This is a genomic window from Microbacterium sp., assembly GCF_044508325.1.
GTDB lineage: Bacteria > Actinomycetota > Actinomycetes > Actinomycetales > Microbacteriaceae > Microbacterium.
Genome location: NZ_JBIQHX010000012.1, coordinates 1 through 15757, shown reverse-complemented (window position 1 = coordinate 15757; position 15757 = coordinate 1). Strand labels below are relative to the sequence as shown.

The 15757-nt window shown below is 67.9% G+C and carries 14 protein-coding genes; 13 read left to right on the top strand and 1 reads right to left on the bottom strand.

Annotation, left to right across the window (positions count from 1 at the left end; translation table 11 throughout):
• Positions 1–17 precede the first annotated feature (17 nt).
• The 11 genes from ACIWQI_RS10705 to ACIWQI_RS10655 are packed head-to-tail and all read left to right on the top strand — an operon-like array spanning position 18 to position 11433.
• The gene (locus ACIWQI_RS10705; RefSeq protein WP_396657329.1) at positions 18–1034 is read left to right on the top strand and encodes a sugar phosphate isomerase/epimerase family protein; all 1017 of its coding nucleotides are present in this window, start codon (positions 18–20) and stop codon (positions 1032–1034) included.
• Positions 1027–1812, top strand: a complete 786-nt coding sequence (locus tag ACIWQI_RS10700; protein WP_396657328.1) for an alpha/beta fold hydrolase — start codon at positions 1027–1029, stop codon at positions 1810–1812. Before ACIWQI_RS10705 ends, ACIWQI_RS10700 begins: the two co-directional genes overlap by 8 nt.
• The gene (locus ACIWQI_RS10695) at positions 1809–2633 is read left to right on the top strand and encodes a sugar phosphate isomerase/epimerase family protein (RefSeq protein WP_396657327.1); all 825 of its coding nucleotides are present in this window, start codon (positions 1809–1811) and stop codon (positions 2631–2633) included. The genes ACIWQI_RS10700 and ACIWQI_RS10695 overlap by 4 nt, the downstream gene beginning before the upstream one ends.
• Complete coding sequence (locus ACIWQI_RS10690; RefSeq protein ID WP_396657326.1) at positions 2630–3496, top strand: sugar phosphate isomerase/epimerase family protein; 867 nt, start codon at positions 2630–2632, stop codon at positions 3494–3496. The genes ACIWQI_RS10695 and ACIWQI_RS10690 overlap by 4 nt, the downstream gene beginning before the upstream one ends.
• Entirely contained in the window at positions 3493–5001 is a 1509-nt protein-coding gene (locus ACIWQI_RS10685; RefSeq protein WP_396657325.1) for a sugar ABC transporter ATP-binding protein, read from the top strand. Before ACIWQI_RS10690 ends, ACIWQI_RS10685 begins: the two co-directional genes overlap by 4 nt.
• The gene (locus ACIWQI_RS10680) at positions 4998–6026 is read left to right on the top strand and encodes an ABC transporter permease (RefSeq protein WP_396657324.1); all 1029 of its coding nucleotides are present in this window, start codon (positions 4998–5000) and stop codon (positions 6024–6026) included. The genes ACIWQI_RS10685 and ACIWQI_RS10680 overlap by 4 nt, the downstream gene beginning before the upstream one ends.
• A gap of 52 nt (positions 6027–6078) precedes the next feature.
• Entirely contained in the window at positions 6079–7056 is a 978-nt protein-coding gene (locus ACIWQI_RS10675) for a sugar ABC transporter substrate-binding protein (RefSeq protein ID WP_396657323.1), read from the top strand.
• Positions 7057–7116: 60 nt separating this feature from the next.
• Positions 7117–8172, top strand: coding sequence for a Gfo/Idh/MocA family protein (locus tag ACIWQI_RS10670; protein ID WP_396657322.1), 1056 nt, complete (start codon positions 7117–7119; stop codon positions 8170–8172).
• Positions 8169–9164 carry a sugar phosphate isomerase/epimerase family protein gene (locus ACIWQI_RS10665; protein WP_396657321.1) on the top strand — a complete coding sequence of 332 codons (996 nt, stop codon included), beginning with the start codon at positions 8169–8171 and terminating at the stop codon, positions 9162–9164. The genes ACIWQI_RS10670 and ACIWQI_RS10665 overlap by 4 nt, the downstream gene beginning before the upstream one ends.
• Positions 9161–9868, top strand: coding sequence for an L-ribulose-5-phosphate 4-epimerase (locus tag ACIWQI_RS10660; RefSeq protein ID WP_396657319.1), 708 nt, complete (start codon positions 9161–9163; stop codon positions 9866–9868). The genes ACIWQI_RS10665 and ACIWQI_RS10660 overlap by 4 nt, the downstream gene beginning before the upstream one ends.
• The gene (locus ACIWQI_RS10655; RefSeq protein WP_396657317.1) at positions 9865–11433 is read left to right on the top strand and encodes a xylulokinase; all 1569 of its coding nucleotides are present in this window, start codon (positions 9865–9867) and stop codon (positions 11431–11433) included. Before ACIWQI_RS10660 ends, ACIWQI_RS10655 begins: the two co-directional genes overlap by 4 nt.
• A gap of 51 nt (positions 11434–11484) precedes the next feature.
• On the opposite strand, the gene ACIWQI_RS10650 is transcribed toward ACIWQI_RS10655, so the two are convergent.
• Positions 11485–12918, bottom strand: coding sequence for a PucR family transcriptional regulator (locus ACIWQI_RS10650; RefSeq protein ID WP_396657316.1), 1434 nt, complete (start codon positions 12916–12918; stop codon positions 11485–11487).
• 116 nt (positions 12919–13034) lie between these two features.
• Here ACIWQI_RS10650 and ACIWQI_RS10645 point away from each other — a divergent pair, with 116 nt between their 5' ends.
• A complete protein-coding gene (locus tag ACIWQI_RS10645; protein WP_396657315.1) occupies positions 13035–14132 on the top strand; it encodes an alcohol dehydrogenase catalytic domain-containing protein in 1098 nt (365 codons plus the stop codon).
• A 52-nt stretch (positions 14133–14184) separates the two neighbouring features.
• On the top strand, positions 14185–15612 hold the full coding sequence (locus ACIWQI_RS10640) for an APC family permease (protein ID WP_396657314.1): 1428 nt from the start codon (positions 14185–14187) through the stop codon (positions 15610–15612).
• The last annotated feature ends 145 nt before the right edge of the window (positions 15613–15757 follow it).

Below are 15757 nucleotides of genomic sequence, written 5' to 3'. Positions count from 1 at the left end.
GATCTCCAAGGCAGTCGATGAATCGTCTTCGTATGGTAAGTCTCCAACGAGGTGAGAACTCAACGAAGAGGAGGCCGAACGTGGCCCGTAATTCCGCGGTTTCTGCTGGGCAAGACACAGGCAGGGGCGAGAAGCCCGCGCCGAAGGTGTCTTTCGGCAGCTGGGCATTCGCCTTCGGGCCGTACTCGTCCGACCCGTGGTCTTTCCAACGCGTATGCCAATATGTTGCAGAAGCCGGTTACGACGGAATCGAGATCAACGGCTTTCGACCGCATCCGCACCAGGACGACTTCAACTCCGATGTCAAGTGCCAGAAGCTGCGCCAGCAGATCGAATCCTTCGGCCTTGGCATCTCCGGATTCGCCCCGGACATGACGCCCGCACCGCCCACCGTGAGTTCTGAAGCGAGCTACCTGCGGCTCATCGATGCCGCTCGAGCCTTCTGCGAGCGTCTGGGAATCACGACGCTGCGCGTCGACTCGGTCTCCGGCCCGGCCACGCTGGGCGAGGCGGAGTACGAGGCGCAGTTCACGCGGCTGCGCAACAACTTCACCGCGGCCGCCGAGCGACTCGCTCGTTCGGGCGTGCAGCTGGTGTGGGAATTCGAGCCCGGGTTCTGGCTCAACGGTCCGAGCGAGGTGCTTCGGCTGCTCAAGGAGGTGGAGAGCGACAACTTCGGCGTGCTCTTCGACACGAGTCACGCATTGACCAGTGCTCGCGGTCAGCGGCAGACCGAGCCCGTCGAGCTACTCGAGGGAGGAGAGGTCGAGTACGCCCGTCTGCTCAAGCCGTATGTGCGGCACCTCCACCTGATCGACTCGGTCGGCGAGCTCCACGATGATGAGACCAGCGAGCATCTCCCCTTCGGCACCGGCTCGGTCGACTTCGACGCCGTCATCGAGACGCTCGGAACGGCGGCCACCGATCTCGAGTGGTGGACCGTCGACTACTGCTTCTGGCCGAACACCGAGCGCGATGGGGCTGCCGGTGCCCCGTTCGTGCATGACTTGATCGCTCGGCACCGCCATGCGTGAGATCACCACCAGCGACGGGGTCCGGATCGCGTGGGAAGAGCGCGGATCCGGGAAGCCGCTGCTCCTTCTCATGGGCCTGGGGGCCGACCATTCCGCCTGGGAGCCGCACGTCGAATCATGGGAACGCACGTTCCGTTGCATCCTGATCGACAATCGGGGAGCCGGTGCCAGCGATGCTCCGGATGGGCCGTACACGACCGCCCGCATGGCAGACGACGCGGCAGAGGTCCTCCGCGAGGTCAGTGCGGCGCCTGCCGGTGTCGTCGGGATCTCGATGGGCGGGGCGATCGCGCAGCAGCTCGCGCTCCGCCACTCCGAGCTCGTCGACCGCATTGTGATCACCGCGAGCTGGGCTGGGATGAACCCCGTCAGTGAGGACGTGTTCGACGAGCTGCGCGACGCACGGACGGCCTTCAGCCCCGAGGCGTTCCTTCGCCGGCTCCAGCTGCTCATCTGGAGCCCGCCCGCGTACGCCGAGCGGGTGGCGCAGCTGCGTGCAGACCGCGAGACGAATGCCGCCGGAGGCATGTCCGATGCAGCGTTCGCAGCGCAGGTGGATGCGTGTGTGGGCCACGACGTGCGCGCATCCCTGACCGAGCTCACCGCGCCGGTTCTCATCACATGCGGGCGGGCGGATGTGTTCACCCCGATCGCGGCGAGCGAGGAACTCGCCCAGCTCATTCCCGATTCGACGACCGAGGTCTTCGCCGGCGGCCATGCCCACCACTGGGAGGAACTCGATCGCTTCAACCGACTGTGCGAGGAGTTCCTCCGATGACCATCAGATTTGCCTCCCAGACCTACGCCTGGCAGATGAGCGGCGCCTGGAGGGGCCGCCTCGGCGAGATCGCCGAGGTGGTGGGCCGCAACGGCTTCGAGGGGATCGAGTTCGAGGTCGTCATGTCCGAGGGCTACGAGACAGCCGACGCCGTTTCGCGTCTGCTCACCGGGAACGACCTGTCGCTGGCTGCGATCACCCTTGTGCTGCCGTGGCGGCACACCGAGGAAACACCTGAGGAGCGCGCGGAGGCCGACCGGATCATCGATGTGCTCCGCCACTTCCCAGGCGCGAAGCTCGCGCTCGTCCAATGGCCGTTCGACGAACCGCCCGCGGAGCGGGAAGCGGCGCAGGATCGCCTTCTCTCGTGTCTGACAGCGATCACCGCGCGCGCTCTCGCCGCGGGGGTCTCACCCACCTATCACCCGAACTCGCCAGCCGGATCGATCGTTCGCGACAGCGACGATTACGAGCGCGTTCTCCCTCGGCTTCCCCAGGGTCTCGGCTGGACCCCCGACACCGGCCACATCGCCCTCGGCGGCATGGACTGCGTGGAGGTCATCCGCCGATATCGCGACCGCGTCGATCACATCCACCTCAAGGACGCCGACGCGGCGGGTCAGTGGGTGCCGAACGGCAGCGGTGTGATCGACATGCCCGGCGCGGTGCGACTGCTCGCCGAGACCGGCTACTCCGGGTGGATCGTCGTCGAGGACGAGTCGCCCGACGCAGAGCGCGATCCCCACGCGAGTGCCGCTGCCAACAGCGAGTACGTCCGCGACGTCCTCAAGCCCATCACCGAACGAGAGGCTCAGCCATGACCGCAACAATCGGAGTCAACACCTTCGTCTGGTACTCCCCCCTGACCGATGAAGACCTCCGCGTCGTCATCCCGAAGGTCGCAGGATGGGGGTTCGAGACGATCGAACTCGTGCTCGAGAATCCGGGTGACTGGACACCGGAACTGGCTGCCGAGCTCGTGCGCGAGCACGGCATCCAGCCCGCCGTGTCCGCGGTGGTCCCGCCCGGGCGGAACATCGTGGCGGCCAGCGACGAGGAGATCGCCCGCACGCAGGACTTCTACCGGCACTGCGTGGACGTCGCCGGCATCGTCGGCGCACGCATCGTCGGCGGCCCCATGTACACGGCTGTCGGTCGCACGTGGCGTCTGACCGCCGATGAACGCCGCCAGTTGCTGCGGGAGTACGCCGAGAACATGAAGCCCGTCGCAGATGCCGCCGGCGAGGTCGGTGTCGTCCTCGCGGTGGAAGCGCTCAATCGGTACGAGACGTCGTTCATCAATACGGTCGAGCAGCTCCTGGAGGCGATCGACCCGCTTCCCCCGGAGTCGGTCGGTCTGCTTTTCGACACGTATCACGCGAACATCGAGGAGAAGGATCCCGCGGCAGCGCTTCGCGCAGCCGCACCGCGGCTGCGGGCCATGCAGGTGTGCGCCAACGACCGCGGAACCCCGGGCGATGATCACATCGATTGGGGCGCCTATGGCACCGTGCTGCGCGAGATCGGCTACGAGGGTGCGATGTCGATCGAGACCTTCACCCCGGACAACGAGATCATCGCGACCGCCGCCTCCATCTGGCGGGAGCTCGCCCCCTCTCCGGACGCGCTCGCTCGCGATGGACTGGCGTTCCTGCAGGGGTGGCGGTCCTCATGGACGGGATGACCGAGTCCGACCCACAGCCCCTGGTCCACATCGAAGGCGTCGTCAAGCGGTTCCCGGGAGTCGTCGCGCTCGCCGAGGCGAGGCTGGATCTGTACGCGGGTGAGGTCCATGGACTCATCGGAGAGAACGGTGCCGGCAAGTCGTCGCTGATCAAGGTTCTCTCGGGGTATTACACACCAGATTCCGGCGTAGTGGAGATCGGCGGGGAGCCGCTCCACGACTCGGTCGCCGGAGCCCGCAGGCAAGGAATCGCGACGATCCACCAGGAGCGACAGCTGATCCCCGACCTGAGTGTCGCGGAAAACGTCGTCCTCCCGGACTGGACGCCGGGCGGACCTTGGGTCCGCCGTCGCGAGATGCAGCGGAGAGCGTCCAAGGTCCTCGACACGCTGGTCACGGGCGTCGACCTCCGCCAGCCCGCGCGGATGCTCTCGCCCGGCGTCGGGCAGCTGGTCGAGATCGCCCGAGGCCTCGCCCAGAACGCGCGCGTACTCATCTTCGACGAGCCGACGACGGCACTCTCGCTCGCTGAGCGTGAGCGGCTGTTCGAGACGATCGAGAAGCTGCGCGCCGCGGGGCTGGCGATCCTCTACGTCTCGCACAACCTGGACGAGGTCCAGCGCCTTGCGGATCGGATCACGGTCATGCGTAACGGCAGGACCGTGGAGTCGGCTCCGGCGAAGGGCTTCACCATCCAACGGATGGTCCGGTCGATGGTGGGACGCGATGTGCGGGCGCTGCCGTCGGTCAACGAGCAGCTCGGCGACACCGTGATCTCCGTCCGCGGCATCACCCGAGGCCGCCGCGTGCGCGATGTCAGCTTCGACGTGCGAGCCGGAGAGATTTTCGCGCTCGTCGGGCTCGAGGGCTCAGGGCGCACCGAGGTGGCGCGGAGCATCTTCGGCATCGACCGCCTCGAATCCGGGGAGGTCTGGGTGCATGGCCGGAAGGTCGAGCTGAAGAGTGCGGTGTCCGGCATCGAGGCCGGCATCGGGCTCGTTCCTGAAGAGCGCAAGAGGGACGGCATCTTCCCCATCCTCACGGTCCGCGAGAACATCTCCATCTCGCTGCTGGACCGCATCAGCCGACTCGGGATGCTGAGCCTGCGCAGGGACCGTGGGATGGCGCGCACCTCGTTCCAGACCCTCGATATCCGAGCCGGGTCCACGGAGACCGAGATCGGGACCCTGTCGGGGGGAAATCAGCAGAAGGCGATCCTCGCGCGCTGGATGAACCGCGAGTGCTCGGTGCTCATCCTCGATGAGCCGACCAAAGGCGTCGACGTCGGCGCCAAGGCGGAGATCTACGCGCTCATCAAGCGAATCGCCGAGAGCGGTGCCGCCATCATCTTGATCTCGAGCGATCTCGACGAATGTCTCCCGGTCGCCAACCGCTTCGGCGTGATGCGGGCCGGGTCGCTCGCGGCGGTGTTGGACCGCGCCAACGCGACGAAGAACATCATCATCGCCATCGCCACAGGTGATCACGAGAGGAGTGTGGCGTGAATCCGATCACCGATTCCCCGCCCGCCGAGCCCGGCGTCGCCGACGCCAGGGCGCGCCGTCGGTTCGATCCGACGCGATTGCTGCAGGACCAGGGGCTGATCATCGTCGTGGTGATCTTCGGCATCATCATGACCCTGCTGAGCCCGACGTTCCTCACGCCGATCAACCTGATGAACCTGCTGCTGCAGGCGTCGACTCTCGGGATCATGGCGCTCGGCATGACCTTCGTCATCATCGGCGCCGGGATCGATCTATCCGTCGGGGGCATACCTGCGATTGTGTCGGTGCTCACCATCGGTCTCGTGGTGCGCCAGGAGCTGCCGGTGTGGCTCGCCTTGGTGGTGGCGCTCCTCGTCGGGATCGCGGTCGGCGGGGTCAACGGCTTCGCCATCACCCGTTTGCGGATCGCCCCGCTCATCGCGACGTTGGGCACGCTCTCCATCGCCATCGGCCTCGCATTCGCCTATTCGGGAGGCACGAGCATCGTGCCGGTGCCCGACCTCTACAACGTCCTGCGGCGCGCCGATCTGTTCGGCATCCCGATCAACATCGTGCTGTTGGTCGTCCTCGCGGTGATCGCTCACCTGGTGCTGACGCGGACGGCTTTCGGCCGCAGCCTGTATGCCGTCGGCGGCAACCCGCAGGCGGCGGAGATGGCGGGCATCCGTGTGAACCGCATCATCTTCTACACGTACGTCATCAGCGCGGCAGCCGCAGCGATCGCGGGGGTCCTGTTCACCGCTCGTCTTGCCGCCGGCTCGCCGCAGACGGCCTCCGGCATCGAGCTGACCGTGATCGCGGCCGTCGTCATCGGCGGGACGAGTCTGTTCGGCGGGCGAGGGAACATCCTGGGCACCCTGCTCGGCGCCCTGCTCATCACGATGGTCACCAACGCGATCAACCTCCTCGGCGTACCCACCGCGTGGGATCGCGTCCTCCTCGGCGTGGTCATCCTCATCGCCGCACTCATCGACGTCTTCAGGCTCCGTCTCCACGAGCGATGGATGAGCCGGAAGGCATCCTGACCCCGTCCCGGGGTCCGCTCACCACCAAACAAACGAAAGAAGGCAGGCACTCATGAAAAACACAGCAAAGCTGCTGGCAATCGGCGCCGTCGCCGCGATGGCCCTCACGGGTTGCGCCGGGGGCTCCGGTGATGCGACGCCGACGGACGGATCGTCGGGCGAGCTCGGCGACGTCGCGTTCCTCTACCATACGCTCGAGTTCGAGTTCATGGTCGGCATTCAGCAGGGTACCGAGGAGTGCGCCGCGGAGCTTCCCTTCAGCAAGGTGACAGTCTTGAGCGCCCAGGCGAACTCTGACACCCAGCTCGGGCAGTTCCAGGATCAGCTCGCCGCGGGCGCGGCAGGGATCGTCTTCAGCCCGAACGTCTCGGCGGAGCTGGTGCCGGCTGTCGAGTCCGCCAACGACGCGGGAGTTCCCGTGGTCACCGTCGACTCGCTGGTCGCCGGCGGCGAGTTGGCCGGCAGCGTGACATTCGACAACGTGGCCGGTGGCGGCGTCGCCGCCGACTTCATCGCCGAGACGCTCGGCAACAAGGGCAAGGTGCTCGAACTGACCGGCCCCCAGGGTGCTTTCCACGCCGAGCTGCGTCACGAAGGGTTCATCGACCAGATCGGCACCTACCCCGACATCACCGTCGAGACGCGTGACGCGCACTTCAGCGCGGACGAGGCGCTTGCGATCACCGTCGACGTGCTGACAGATGACCCCGACTACCAGGCCGTCTTCGTCCACACCGACGGCATGCTTCGCGGGGTGCTCTCTGCGCTGGAACAGCTCGGACTCACCCCGGGTGAGGACATCATCGTCGTCGGTCTGGACGGAACGCCCGAAGCACTCGACCTCATCCGTCAGGGAAGCGTGGCGGCCACCGTCTCCGCAGACCCGATCGCCATGGGCTGCGAAGCGGCCCAGATGATGGCGAAGGTGCTCGAGGGCGGTCAGGGCAGTGACGTGCTGGTTCCTCCGACGCTCGTGACTCCCGCGAACGTCGACGCCGATGAGCTGTGGGGCAATCAGCCTCTCGGTTGAGAAACGAGCCCGGGTGGAGGCGCGTCCCCGACGCGCCTCCACCTGCGGAAAGGAGTCAATGTGGACGAGATCGGACTGATCCAGGTTGGAGCGGGTGTCTGGGGTACCAGCTGGGCTGCCAAGATTGCGGCGATGCCAGGCGTCCGGCTGGACGCCGTCGTCGATGTGCAGGAAGAGGCTGCGCGAAGCATCGCCGAGGAGTCGGGTCTGGGCTCGGATCGCGCGTTCGCCTCGCTGACGGATGCGCTCGCGAGCACGGATGCCGCAGGGGTCGTCGTCGTCTCACCGCCGCCGACCCACACGCCGCTGGCGCTGGAGGCGATCGCCGCCGGCAAGCACGTGCTCATCGAGAAGCCGCTTGCCCAGAGCGTGGCCGATGCGCGTCGCGTCGTCGACGCAGCTCGGTCAGCCGGCATCCAGGCCATGGTCTCGCAGAACTACCGCTTCAAGCGGGGGCCGCGGACCGTGCAGCGACTCATCCGATCAGGAGTGATCGGCCGGGTCGAACAGGTGACCATCGCGTACCGAAAGAACCCTCCGTTCTTCGGCTTCCGTGCGGAGATGGAAGAGCCGCTTCTCATCGACATGTCCATCCACCATCTCGATGCCCTGCGTGGGATCGTCGGCGTCGAACCGGCGACCGTGCGGGCTCGATCCTGGAACCCGTCCTGGTCGATCTTCACGAGCAATTCCGCCGCGTTGGTCGAGATCGAAGGAACCCGAGGAGAGCAGGTCCTGTACACCGGCAGCTGGTCCAGTCACGGCGCGCACACCTCGTGGGATGGCGCTTGGCAGATCGAGGGCGAACGCGGGGGGATCGTCTGGGACCAGAACCGTGTGACCGTCCACTTCCCCTCGGCGTTCGACACCGTGTTCATGCCTGGGGCGCTGGAGCGCGACGGCGTGATGGAAGTCGATCTGGACCAGCTGGAGCACGAGGAGCGCGCCGGGACTCTGAACGAGTTCCGCAGAGCCATCGTCGAGGGCACTCCCGCGGAGACATCCGTCGACGACAATCTGGCCAGCATCTCCCTCGTGCTCGCCGCCGTCGAATCCGCCCGTGGTGGCGGCACCACCATCGCGCTTGCGAACGCTGAGAAAGGAAACCAGTCATGAAGCGACCCATCACCCTGTTCACTGCCCAATTCACTGACATGCCACTCGCTCGGATGGCCGAGAAAGCAGCGGAGTGGGGCTATGACGGCCTCGAGCTGGCCTGCTGGGGAGACCACTTCGATGTCGGCCGGGTGCTGGAGGATCCCGACTACGTGAAGGAGAATCGCCGGATCCTGGAGGCCAACGGGCTGGAGGTGCATACCGTCAGCACCCACCTCATCTCGCAGGCGGTCTGCGACATCGTGGATGAGCGGCACAAGGGCGTGCTTCCTGCGGCCATCTGGGGCGACGGCGAGACGAGCGGCGTCCAGGCTCGCGCGGAGGAGGAGGTCAAGCGCACGGCGCGTGCGGCAGCCGCCTACGGAGTAGGCACCGTCGTCGGTTTCACCGGGTCGAGCATCTTCCACATGTTCGCGGGCTGGCCCCCGGTATCAGAGGAGATGATCGACCGCGGTTTCGACGACTTCGCGGAGCGGTGGAACCGCATCATCGACGTGTTCGATGCCGAAGGCGTCAAATTCGCATTCGAGGTTCACCCCGGCGAGATCGCGTTCGACTTCTGGTCCACCAAGCGCACTCTCGACGCCATCGGGCATCGCGACGGATTCGGTCTCAACTTCGATCCCAGCCACCTCCAGTGGCAGGGAATCGACTCGGTGGCATTCCTCGACGAGTTCCGTGACCGGATCTATCACGTGCATCTGAAGGACACCCACGTCAACCTCGACGGACGGAACGGCGTCCTCAACAGCCACCTGCTGGACGGCAACATGCGACGCGGATGGGACTTCGTCTCGCTCGGGCACGGGGACGTCCCGTTCGAGCAGATCGTCCGCAAGCTCAATGAGATCGGGTACTCCGGGCCGCTGTCGGTCGAGTGGGAGGACAACGGAATGGACCGCGAGCACGGCGCCGTCGATGCGCTGGAGGTGGCGCGCAAGCTGAACTTCCAGCCGGCCGCCGCAGCCTGGCACAGCACCTTCGGCGAATGAGTGCGGAGGCGATCGCGCGCGCCCGCGATGAGGTCGCGAAGCTGCACGGCGAGCTGGTGCGGTACGGGCTGGTCGTGTGGACGGGGGGCAACGTCTCGGGCCGGGTGGAGGGGACCGACCTGTTCGTCATCAAGCCGTCCGGGGTGTCCTACGACGCCCTCACTCCGGACGACCTGGTGCTGTGCGACCTCGACGGCGCCGTCGTACCGGGGACACCGGGCAGCGAGCGTGCCCCTTCCTCGGACACGGCGGCACACGCCTACGTGTACCGGCACATGCCGGAGGTGGGGGGAGTGGTTCATACGCATTCGCCGTACGCGACGGCCTGGGCGGCTCGGGGTGAGGCGATCCCCTGTGTCATCACGAGCATGGCGGATGAGTTCGGCGGCCCGATTCCGATCGGTCCGTTCGCCATCATCGGGGACGACTCCATCGGCCGAGGGATCGTCGAGACGCTCCGAGGTCACCGTTCGCGTGCCGTGCTGATGCGCAACCACGGACCGTTCACGATCGGAGTCACCGCCGAGGACGCCGTCAAGGCGGCGGTCATGTGCGAGGATGCCGCACGGAGCGTCTTCCTCGCGACACAGGCGGGGCCGGTGGCGCCGCTGCCGCAGCGTGTGGTCGATCAACTCCATGCGCGGTACCAGACGGTCTACGGGCAAGCCCATGATGACCGCCGCGCGTCGCAGACCGCATCATGAGCGTCACGGCCATCGCCCAAGGGCACACGGCGCTGGGGATCGAGCTCGGCTCGACCCGCATCAAAGCCTGCCTCGTCGACCTCGACGACCCGGCCTCCGTGCTGGCGACCGGCAGCCACCAGTGGGCGAACGAGCTCGTGGACGGGCACTGGACCTACGCTCTCGGAGACGCCTGGGCCGGAGTCCAGGCGGCGTTCGCCGAACTGTCGGCCGACGCAGAGATCAGGCACGGCGTCCGCCCCCTCCGGATTGCCCGGATGGGGGTCTCGGCGATGATGCACGGCTACCTCGCTTTCGACGCGGACGGCGAACTGCTCGTTCCGTTTCGGACATGGCGCGACACGCACACCACGGCTGCGGCGGCGGAGCTCAGCGAGCTGTTCGGCACCAACATCCCGCTGCGCTGGTCGATCGCCCACCTGCGGCAGGCGATGCTCGACGGCGAGGAGCATGTGCCTCGCATCCAGTCGCTCACGACCTTGGCGGGATACGTGCATCGGTCGCTGACCGGGCGCGATGTCCTGGGCGTCGGAGAGGCATCGGGCATGTTTCCCATCGACCCCGCGACGGGGGACTTCGACGCCGCGGCATTGGCGCGGTTCGATGACCTGGCGCCAGGGTTCGCCCTGCGTGCGAAGCTTCCCGCCGTGCTTCCGGCGGGGGCGGACGCCGGGGCTCTGACGCCGGAAGGAGCGCGACTCATCGACCCCGACGGTCAGCTCCAGGCCGGCGCGCGACTGTGCCCGCCTGAGGGCGACGCCGGGACGGGGATGGTCGCGACCAACGCGGTCGCACCCCGGACCGGGAACATCAGTGTGGGCACAAGCGTGTTCGCGATGGTCGTGCTGGACTCTCCGATCCCGAACACGAGTGCCGAGATCGATGTGGTCTGCACGCCGGCCGGGGATCCGGTGGCGATGGTGCACTGCAACAACGGCGCGAGCGAACTCGGCGAGTGGGCGGGCGTCTTCGCGCGTTTCGCCGAGGCATCCGGTCATCCCACCAGCGCGGATGCGGTGTTCCGCACCCTGCTCGACGAAGCGGTGCGCGGCGATCCGGACGCCGGCGGCATCCTCGCGTTCAACCAGCTTTCCGGTGAGCCGGTGCTGGACCTGTCACGCGGGCATCCCATGATCATCCGGCATCCCGCAGGGGAACTGACACTCGCGAACTTGATGCAGGCGCAACTTTACGGTGTCTTCGCCGCGGTTGCTCTCGGGCTTGAGATCCTGACCGCCCAGGGGGTGCGCCTCGACCGCCTCAGCGCGCATGGCGGCCTCTTCCGCACCGCCCGCGTTGCGCAACAGCAGCTGGCGAGCATGCTGGATGTGCCGGTGAGCGTCGGAGCGCTCGCCGCCGAGGGCGGAGCGTGGGGGATGGCGGTGCTCGCCGCCTATGATGCCCACATCGCTGACCTGAGGAGCTTCCTGGAGGGCGGCGTCTTCCGCGAGGGCTCATCGGTGACGGTCGCGCCCGAGCCCGAACGGACCGCGGGATTCCAGCGGTATCTCGAGCGTTACCGTTCCGCTCTGGTCGTTGCGAGGGTTGCGGAAGACGCACTCTGAGCGCGCGGTGCTCGTCACTTCGACGATGTGCTCCTGTGGGCACTTGTGCGATCACAGTCCCGACGCGCGCAGTCCCAGCCAGGCGGCGGTGCGATCATCGGCGCGACTCATCGAGAGCCCGGTGAGCCGCTCAGCCCGCTGGATCCGCGACACCAGAGTCTGCCGGTGGATGCCCAGGCGGCGGGCGCTCGCGCGGTGGGCGCCGTGCTCGCTCAGGAACACGCGGAGGGTCTCGGTGAGCTCGCCGTGCGAGCCGTCGGGTTCGCGCAGCGGGTCGAGCACCGCGGCCAGCTCAGCCGTCGCCTCAGCCGAAAGCGCGTCGAACACGAGGTCGACGGTGGGCAGCTCGCTGTAGCGCACGACCGCCTGCGCAGTCTCCAGCGCCGTGTGCAGCGCCTGCCGCGCCTGGATCGCGCTGCGCTCGAGCACCCCGATCGGCGCGGGCGCGCCCAGGCCGAGGTGCACTCGTCCGGCGCCGATCGGCCGGTACGCCTCGACGCGGGCGGCAAGCTCGGCCGACAGCTCGTCGCGGACGAACCCGTTGATGCGTCCGGCGCCGGCGAACACGTGCTCGGCGCCCAGCTCGTCGAGCCAGCGCACGGTGAGCCGCTCCAGATCGATGGTCCGTGTACGTGCGGTGAGGGCGAAGCCGGTGAGGCTCGCCTCGTGCACTCCCCAACGGCGGAGAAGGCGCTCGGCCGCGGGTCCGCCGGCCAGGATCGTGCCGAGCAGCGCCTCCCTGCCCAGGGTGCTCGTCAGCGAGGGGTTGTGGCTGCGCAGCAGCAGGTCGAACAGGGCAGACGCCTGCTGCGCGAGGTCGCGGCTCAAGCTGAGGGTGCTCGATCGCGATGAGACGACGAGGAAGCCGACCAGATCGCGGTCGGAGCCGACCTGATGCACCTGGAGTTCACGGTGCCGGACCCGTACGGGACGCCCCAGCGCGAAGGCGACGGCGTCTTCGATGTGCAGGCGCCCTGCGCCCGCGCTCGCGATGAGCTGTCCGTTCGCATCGAGCAGCACCGCCCAGCCGTCTATCTGGCGGACGAGTTCAGCGGTCACCGCGCTCACGCCGCCGCGACGGGCGACCTGGGTCAGCAGCTTCATGCCGGCCGTGATGAGCCGATCGGCTGCCGCCTGCTCATCGGCCAGGAGCGCACCCAGCCGCGCGTGGAGCGCCTCGCCCGACAGCCCTGCGCTGACGAGCACAGTGACCCCGTGGTGCTCGAGCGCCGCGAGCAGGGCATCGTCCTCGCAGGCGGTGGCGTACACGGCGCCGCGCAGTGCGGCTGCCCGCTGCTGGCTCGCCTCCAGTTCGGCGATCAGTTCGGCCGGCGGACCGGTCACCAGGGTGGCGAAGTGGGGACTGCCGGCGACCACATAGTCGCGCAGCTGCGCGAGCCCATCCACGCGGATGCTGGCCGGAACGCCGAAGGCGAGACACCGACCGTCGACGCGGCGAGCGATCTCCGCCAGTCCGAGCGCCATGTTCCCGAGCGTACCAAGTGACGGTCTGAATGCTGAGAATTCAACTGCTGGCACAGTGACGGCGCAGTTCGTGCTCGCCTAGCATCCCTAGCGATCCGTCATCGAAGGAGCACCTGTTGAAGGCCACGATCTTCCGCGACCCCGTCACACCTGTCGAGTACGCCGACGTCGACCTGGCCGGCCCCAAGGCCGGTGAGGTGCGTGTGAAGATCGCCGCGGCCGGGGTATGCCACTCCGACCTGCATGTCAAGCGCGGCGAGTGGGATGCCCCGGCGCCGATGGTCATGGGGCACGAGGGATCCGGTGTCGTCGCTGAGCTCGGGGAGGGGGTGACGTCCCTCGCCGTCGGCGACCACGTGGTGCTGAGCTGGGTGCCGCCGTGCGGCGAGTGCCGCCACTGCCTGCAGGGCCACGAGGCCCGCTGTCAGAAGGTGGCCACCGTCGTCGCCGCCGACGGCGTCCTCTTCGACGGCACGTCGCGCCTCAGTCGTGACGGTGAGGCGCTGCACCACTACCTCGGTGTCTCGTCGTTCGCCGAAGAGGTGGTGGTCCCGGCATCCGGCGCGATCAAGGTGCGCGACGACGCCCCGCTGGATCTCATAGCCGTCGTGGGCTGCGCGGTCGCCACCGGTGTTGGCGCGGTGCTGAACACGGCGGCGGTCGAGCCCGGCTCGACCGTGGCGGTGATCGGCTGCGGCGGGGTGGGCCTGAACGTCGTGCAGGGCGCACGCCTGGCGGGTGCCGAACGCATCATCGCGATCGATGTCGTGCCTGAGAAGACCGCGCTCGCCCTGCAGTTCGGCGCAACCGACCGCATCGACGCCTCGGAGCGCGACGCCGTGGAGCAGCTGCTCGACCTCATGCCCGACGGCGTCGACTACGCGTTCGACGCGATCGGCCGCACATCGACCACCGAGCAGGCGATCCGCATGCTCGGGCTCGGCGGCGCCGCGGTGATAGTGGGACTGCCCCCGACCGGGGCGAAGGCGTCGTTCGAGCCGCTCGTGCTGGCCGAGGCCGACCAGCGGATCCTCGGCTCGAACTACGGTTCGATCCGGCCGTCGATCGACATCCCCGCGCTGGTCGACCGTTACATGGACGGCCAGCTCAAGCTCGACCCGCTCATCTCCGGCCGTCGCCCGCTGTCCGAGGCGGCTGCGGCACTCGACGACCTCGAGGGCGGTGCCGTCCTGCGCACCCTCCTCATCCCCTGAGCCCCGGACGTCTCGTCCACCCACCCGACACCACCCAACTCGAAGGAGAGTCATGGCCACGACAGCGACGAAGAATCCCCGCGACGCCGGACTTCGCGAGGGGGTGATGACAGGCCCCGAGCTTGCCGCTCAGGCCATCGCCAGCATCGCCCCCAGCGCCGTCATCGCCTTCACCGCCGCCGCGATCTTCATCGGCGCCGGCAGCGGCACGATGTACGCCTTCCTCCTGGCGACGATCGTGATCCTGTGCGTCGGATACATCGTGTCGGTGTTCGCCCGGCGCCACCCGTCCGCCGGCTCGCTGTACACCTACGTCTCGAAGGGCCTGGGCCCCACCGGCGCTTTCGCCGCCGGCGTCGCGCTCCTCATCGGATCCTGGGGAATCGCGGCGGGCTCGCTCGGCGGCGCCGTGTCGTACTTCTCCGACCTGCTCCAGATCTTCGGCATCCCCGCGACGGGCACCGTCTGGCTGGTCGGGCTGACCATCGTGCTCGGCGGCCTGGCGATCACCTTCACGATCGTCGGCATCCGCACCTCGGCGCGAGTGTCGCTCGTGCTCGAACTGGTGTCGATCGTCATCATCGTCGTCCTGCTGGTCTCGGCGCTCATCTGGCTCGGGCCGGAGGCGTGGGATCCGAGCCAGTTCTCGTTCGCCGACGTGCCGTTCCAGGGAGTCGCCGCAGGCATGGTGCTCGGCATCCTCGGTTTCGTCGGATTCTCGTCTGCCGATGCCCTCGGCCGCGAAGCGCGCAACCCGCGGACGGCAATCCCGCGCGCGATCATGTGGAGCGCCGTCGTCGTCGGCGTGCTGTACGTCTTCGCCGCCTACACGCAGATCGCCGTGCTCGGTGACGAGCTCGCCGAGGTCGCCAGCCCGCTGGCCGCCATCGACGAGCGCATCGGGATGCCGGGATGGTTCGAGGCCGTGCTCGTGTTCGGTGTCGCCGCGTCGTTCTTCGCGGTCGTGGTCGCGCCGCTGAACGTGGTGGGCCGCATCATCTACGTGATGGGCAAGGAGGGCGTCGCCCCGGAGCGTTTCGGTCGCACGCACGAGAACTACCTCACCCCCCACCGAGTGCTGCTGACGGCCGGCATCGCCGCCATCGCTCTGGACGTCATCCTCCTGCTGCTGGGCACCCACCCCATGGACATCGTGGTGTGGGTCGACACGTACGGCACCTACGGCTACATGGTCGCGTACGCGCTGGTGGCGATCGCGGGCATCATCTTCACGAAGCGCCTGGGCATCCCGAACCGGCTCGTCTGGGTCTGCGCGGTGGTCGCGGTCGTCGCCATGGCGTACGTCTTCTTCGCGAACGTCTGGCCGGTCCCGGCGTTCCCGTTCAACGTGATCCCGTACATCTTCCTCGCGACGATGGTGCTTGCGTTCCTGCGCTTCTGGTGGCTCGCGAAGAACCGTCCTGAGGTGCTCACGCAGATCGGGCGGACCCACACGGAGATGCTGGACGGCGTCGGGTAGTGGTCCTTTCGGGTCCCGGGCTCTGGCCGGGGCTCCTGGGCGGGGCGAGGGTCGGGGGACCCTCGCCCCGCCGTCTTGGTGGCGGTCGAGGCCGGTCTCATGGCCGTGCACGAGGCGCTCGCCGCAGCGCGACGTCGGCTGGATG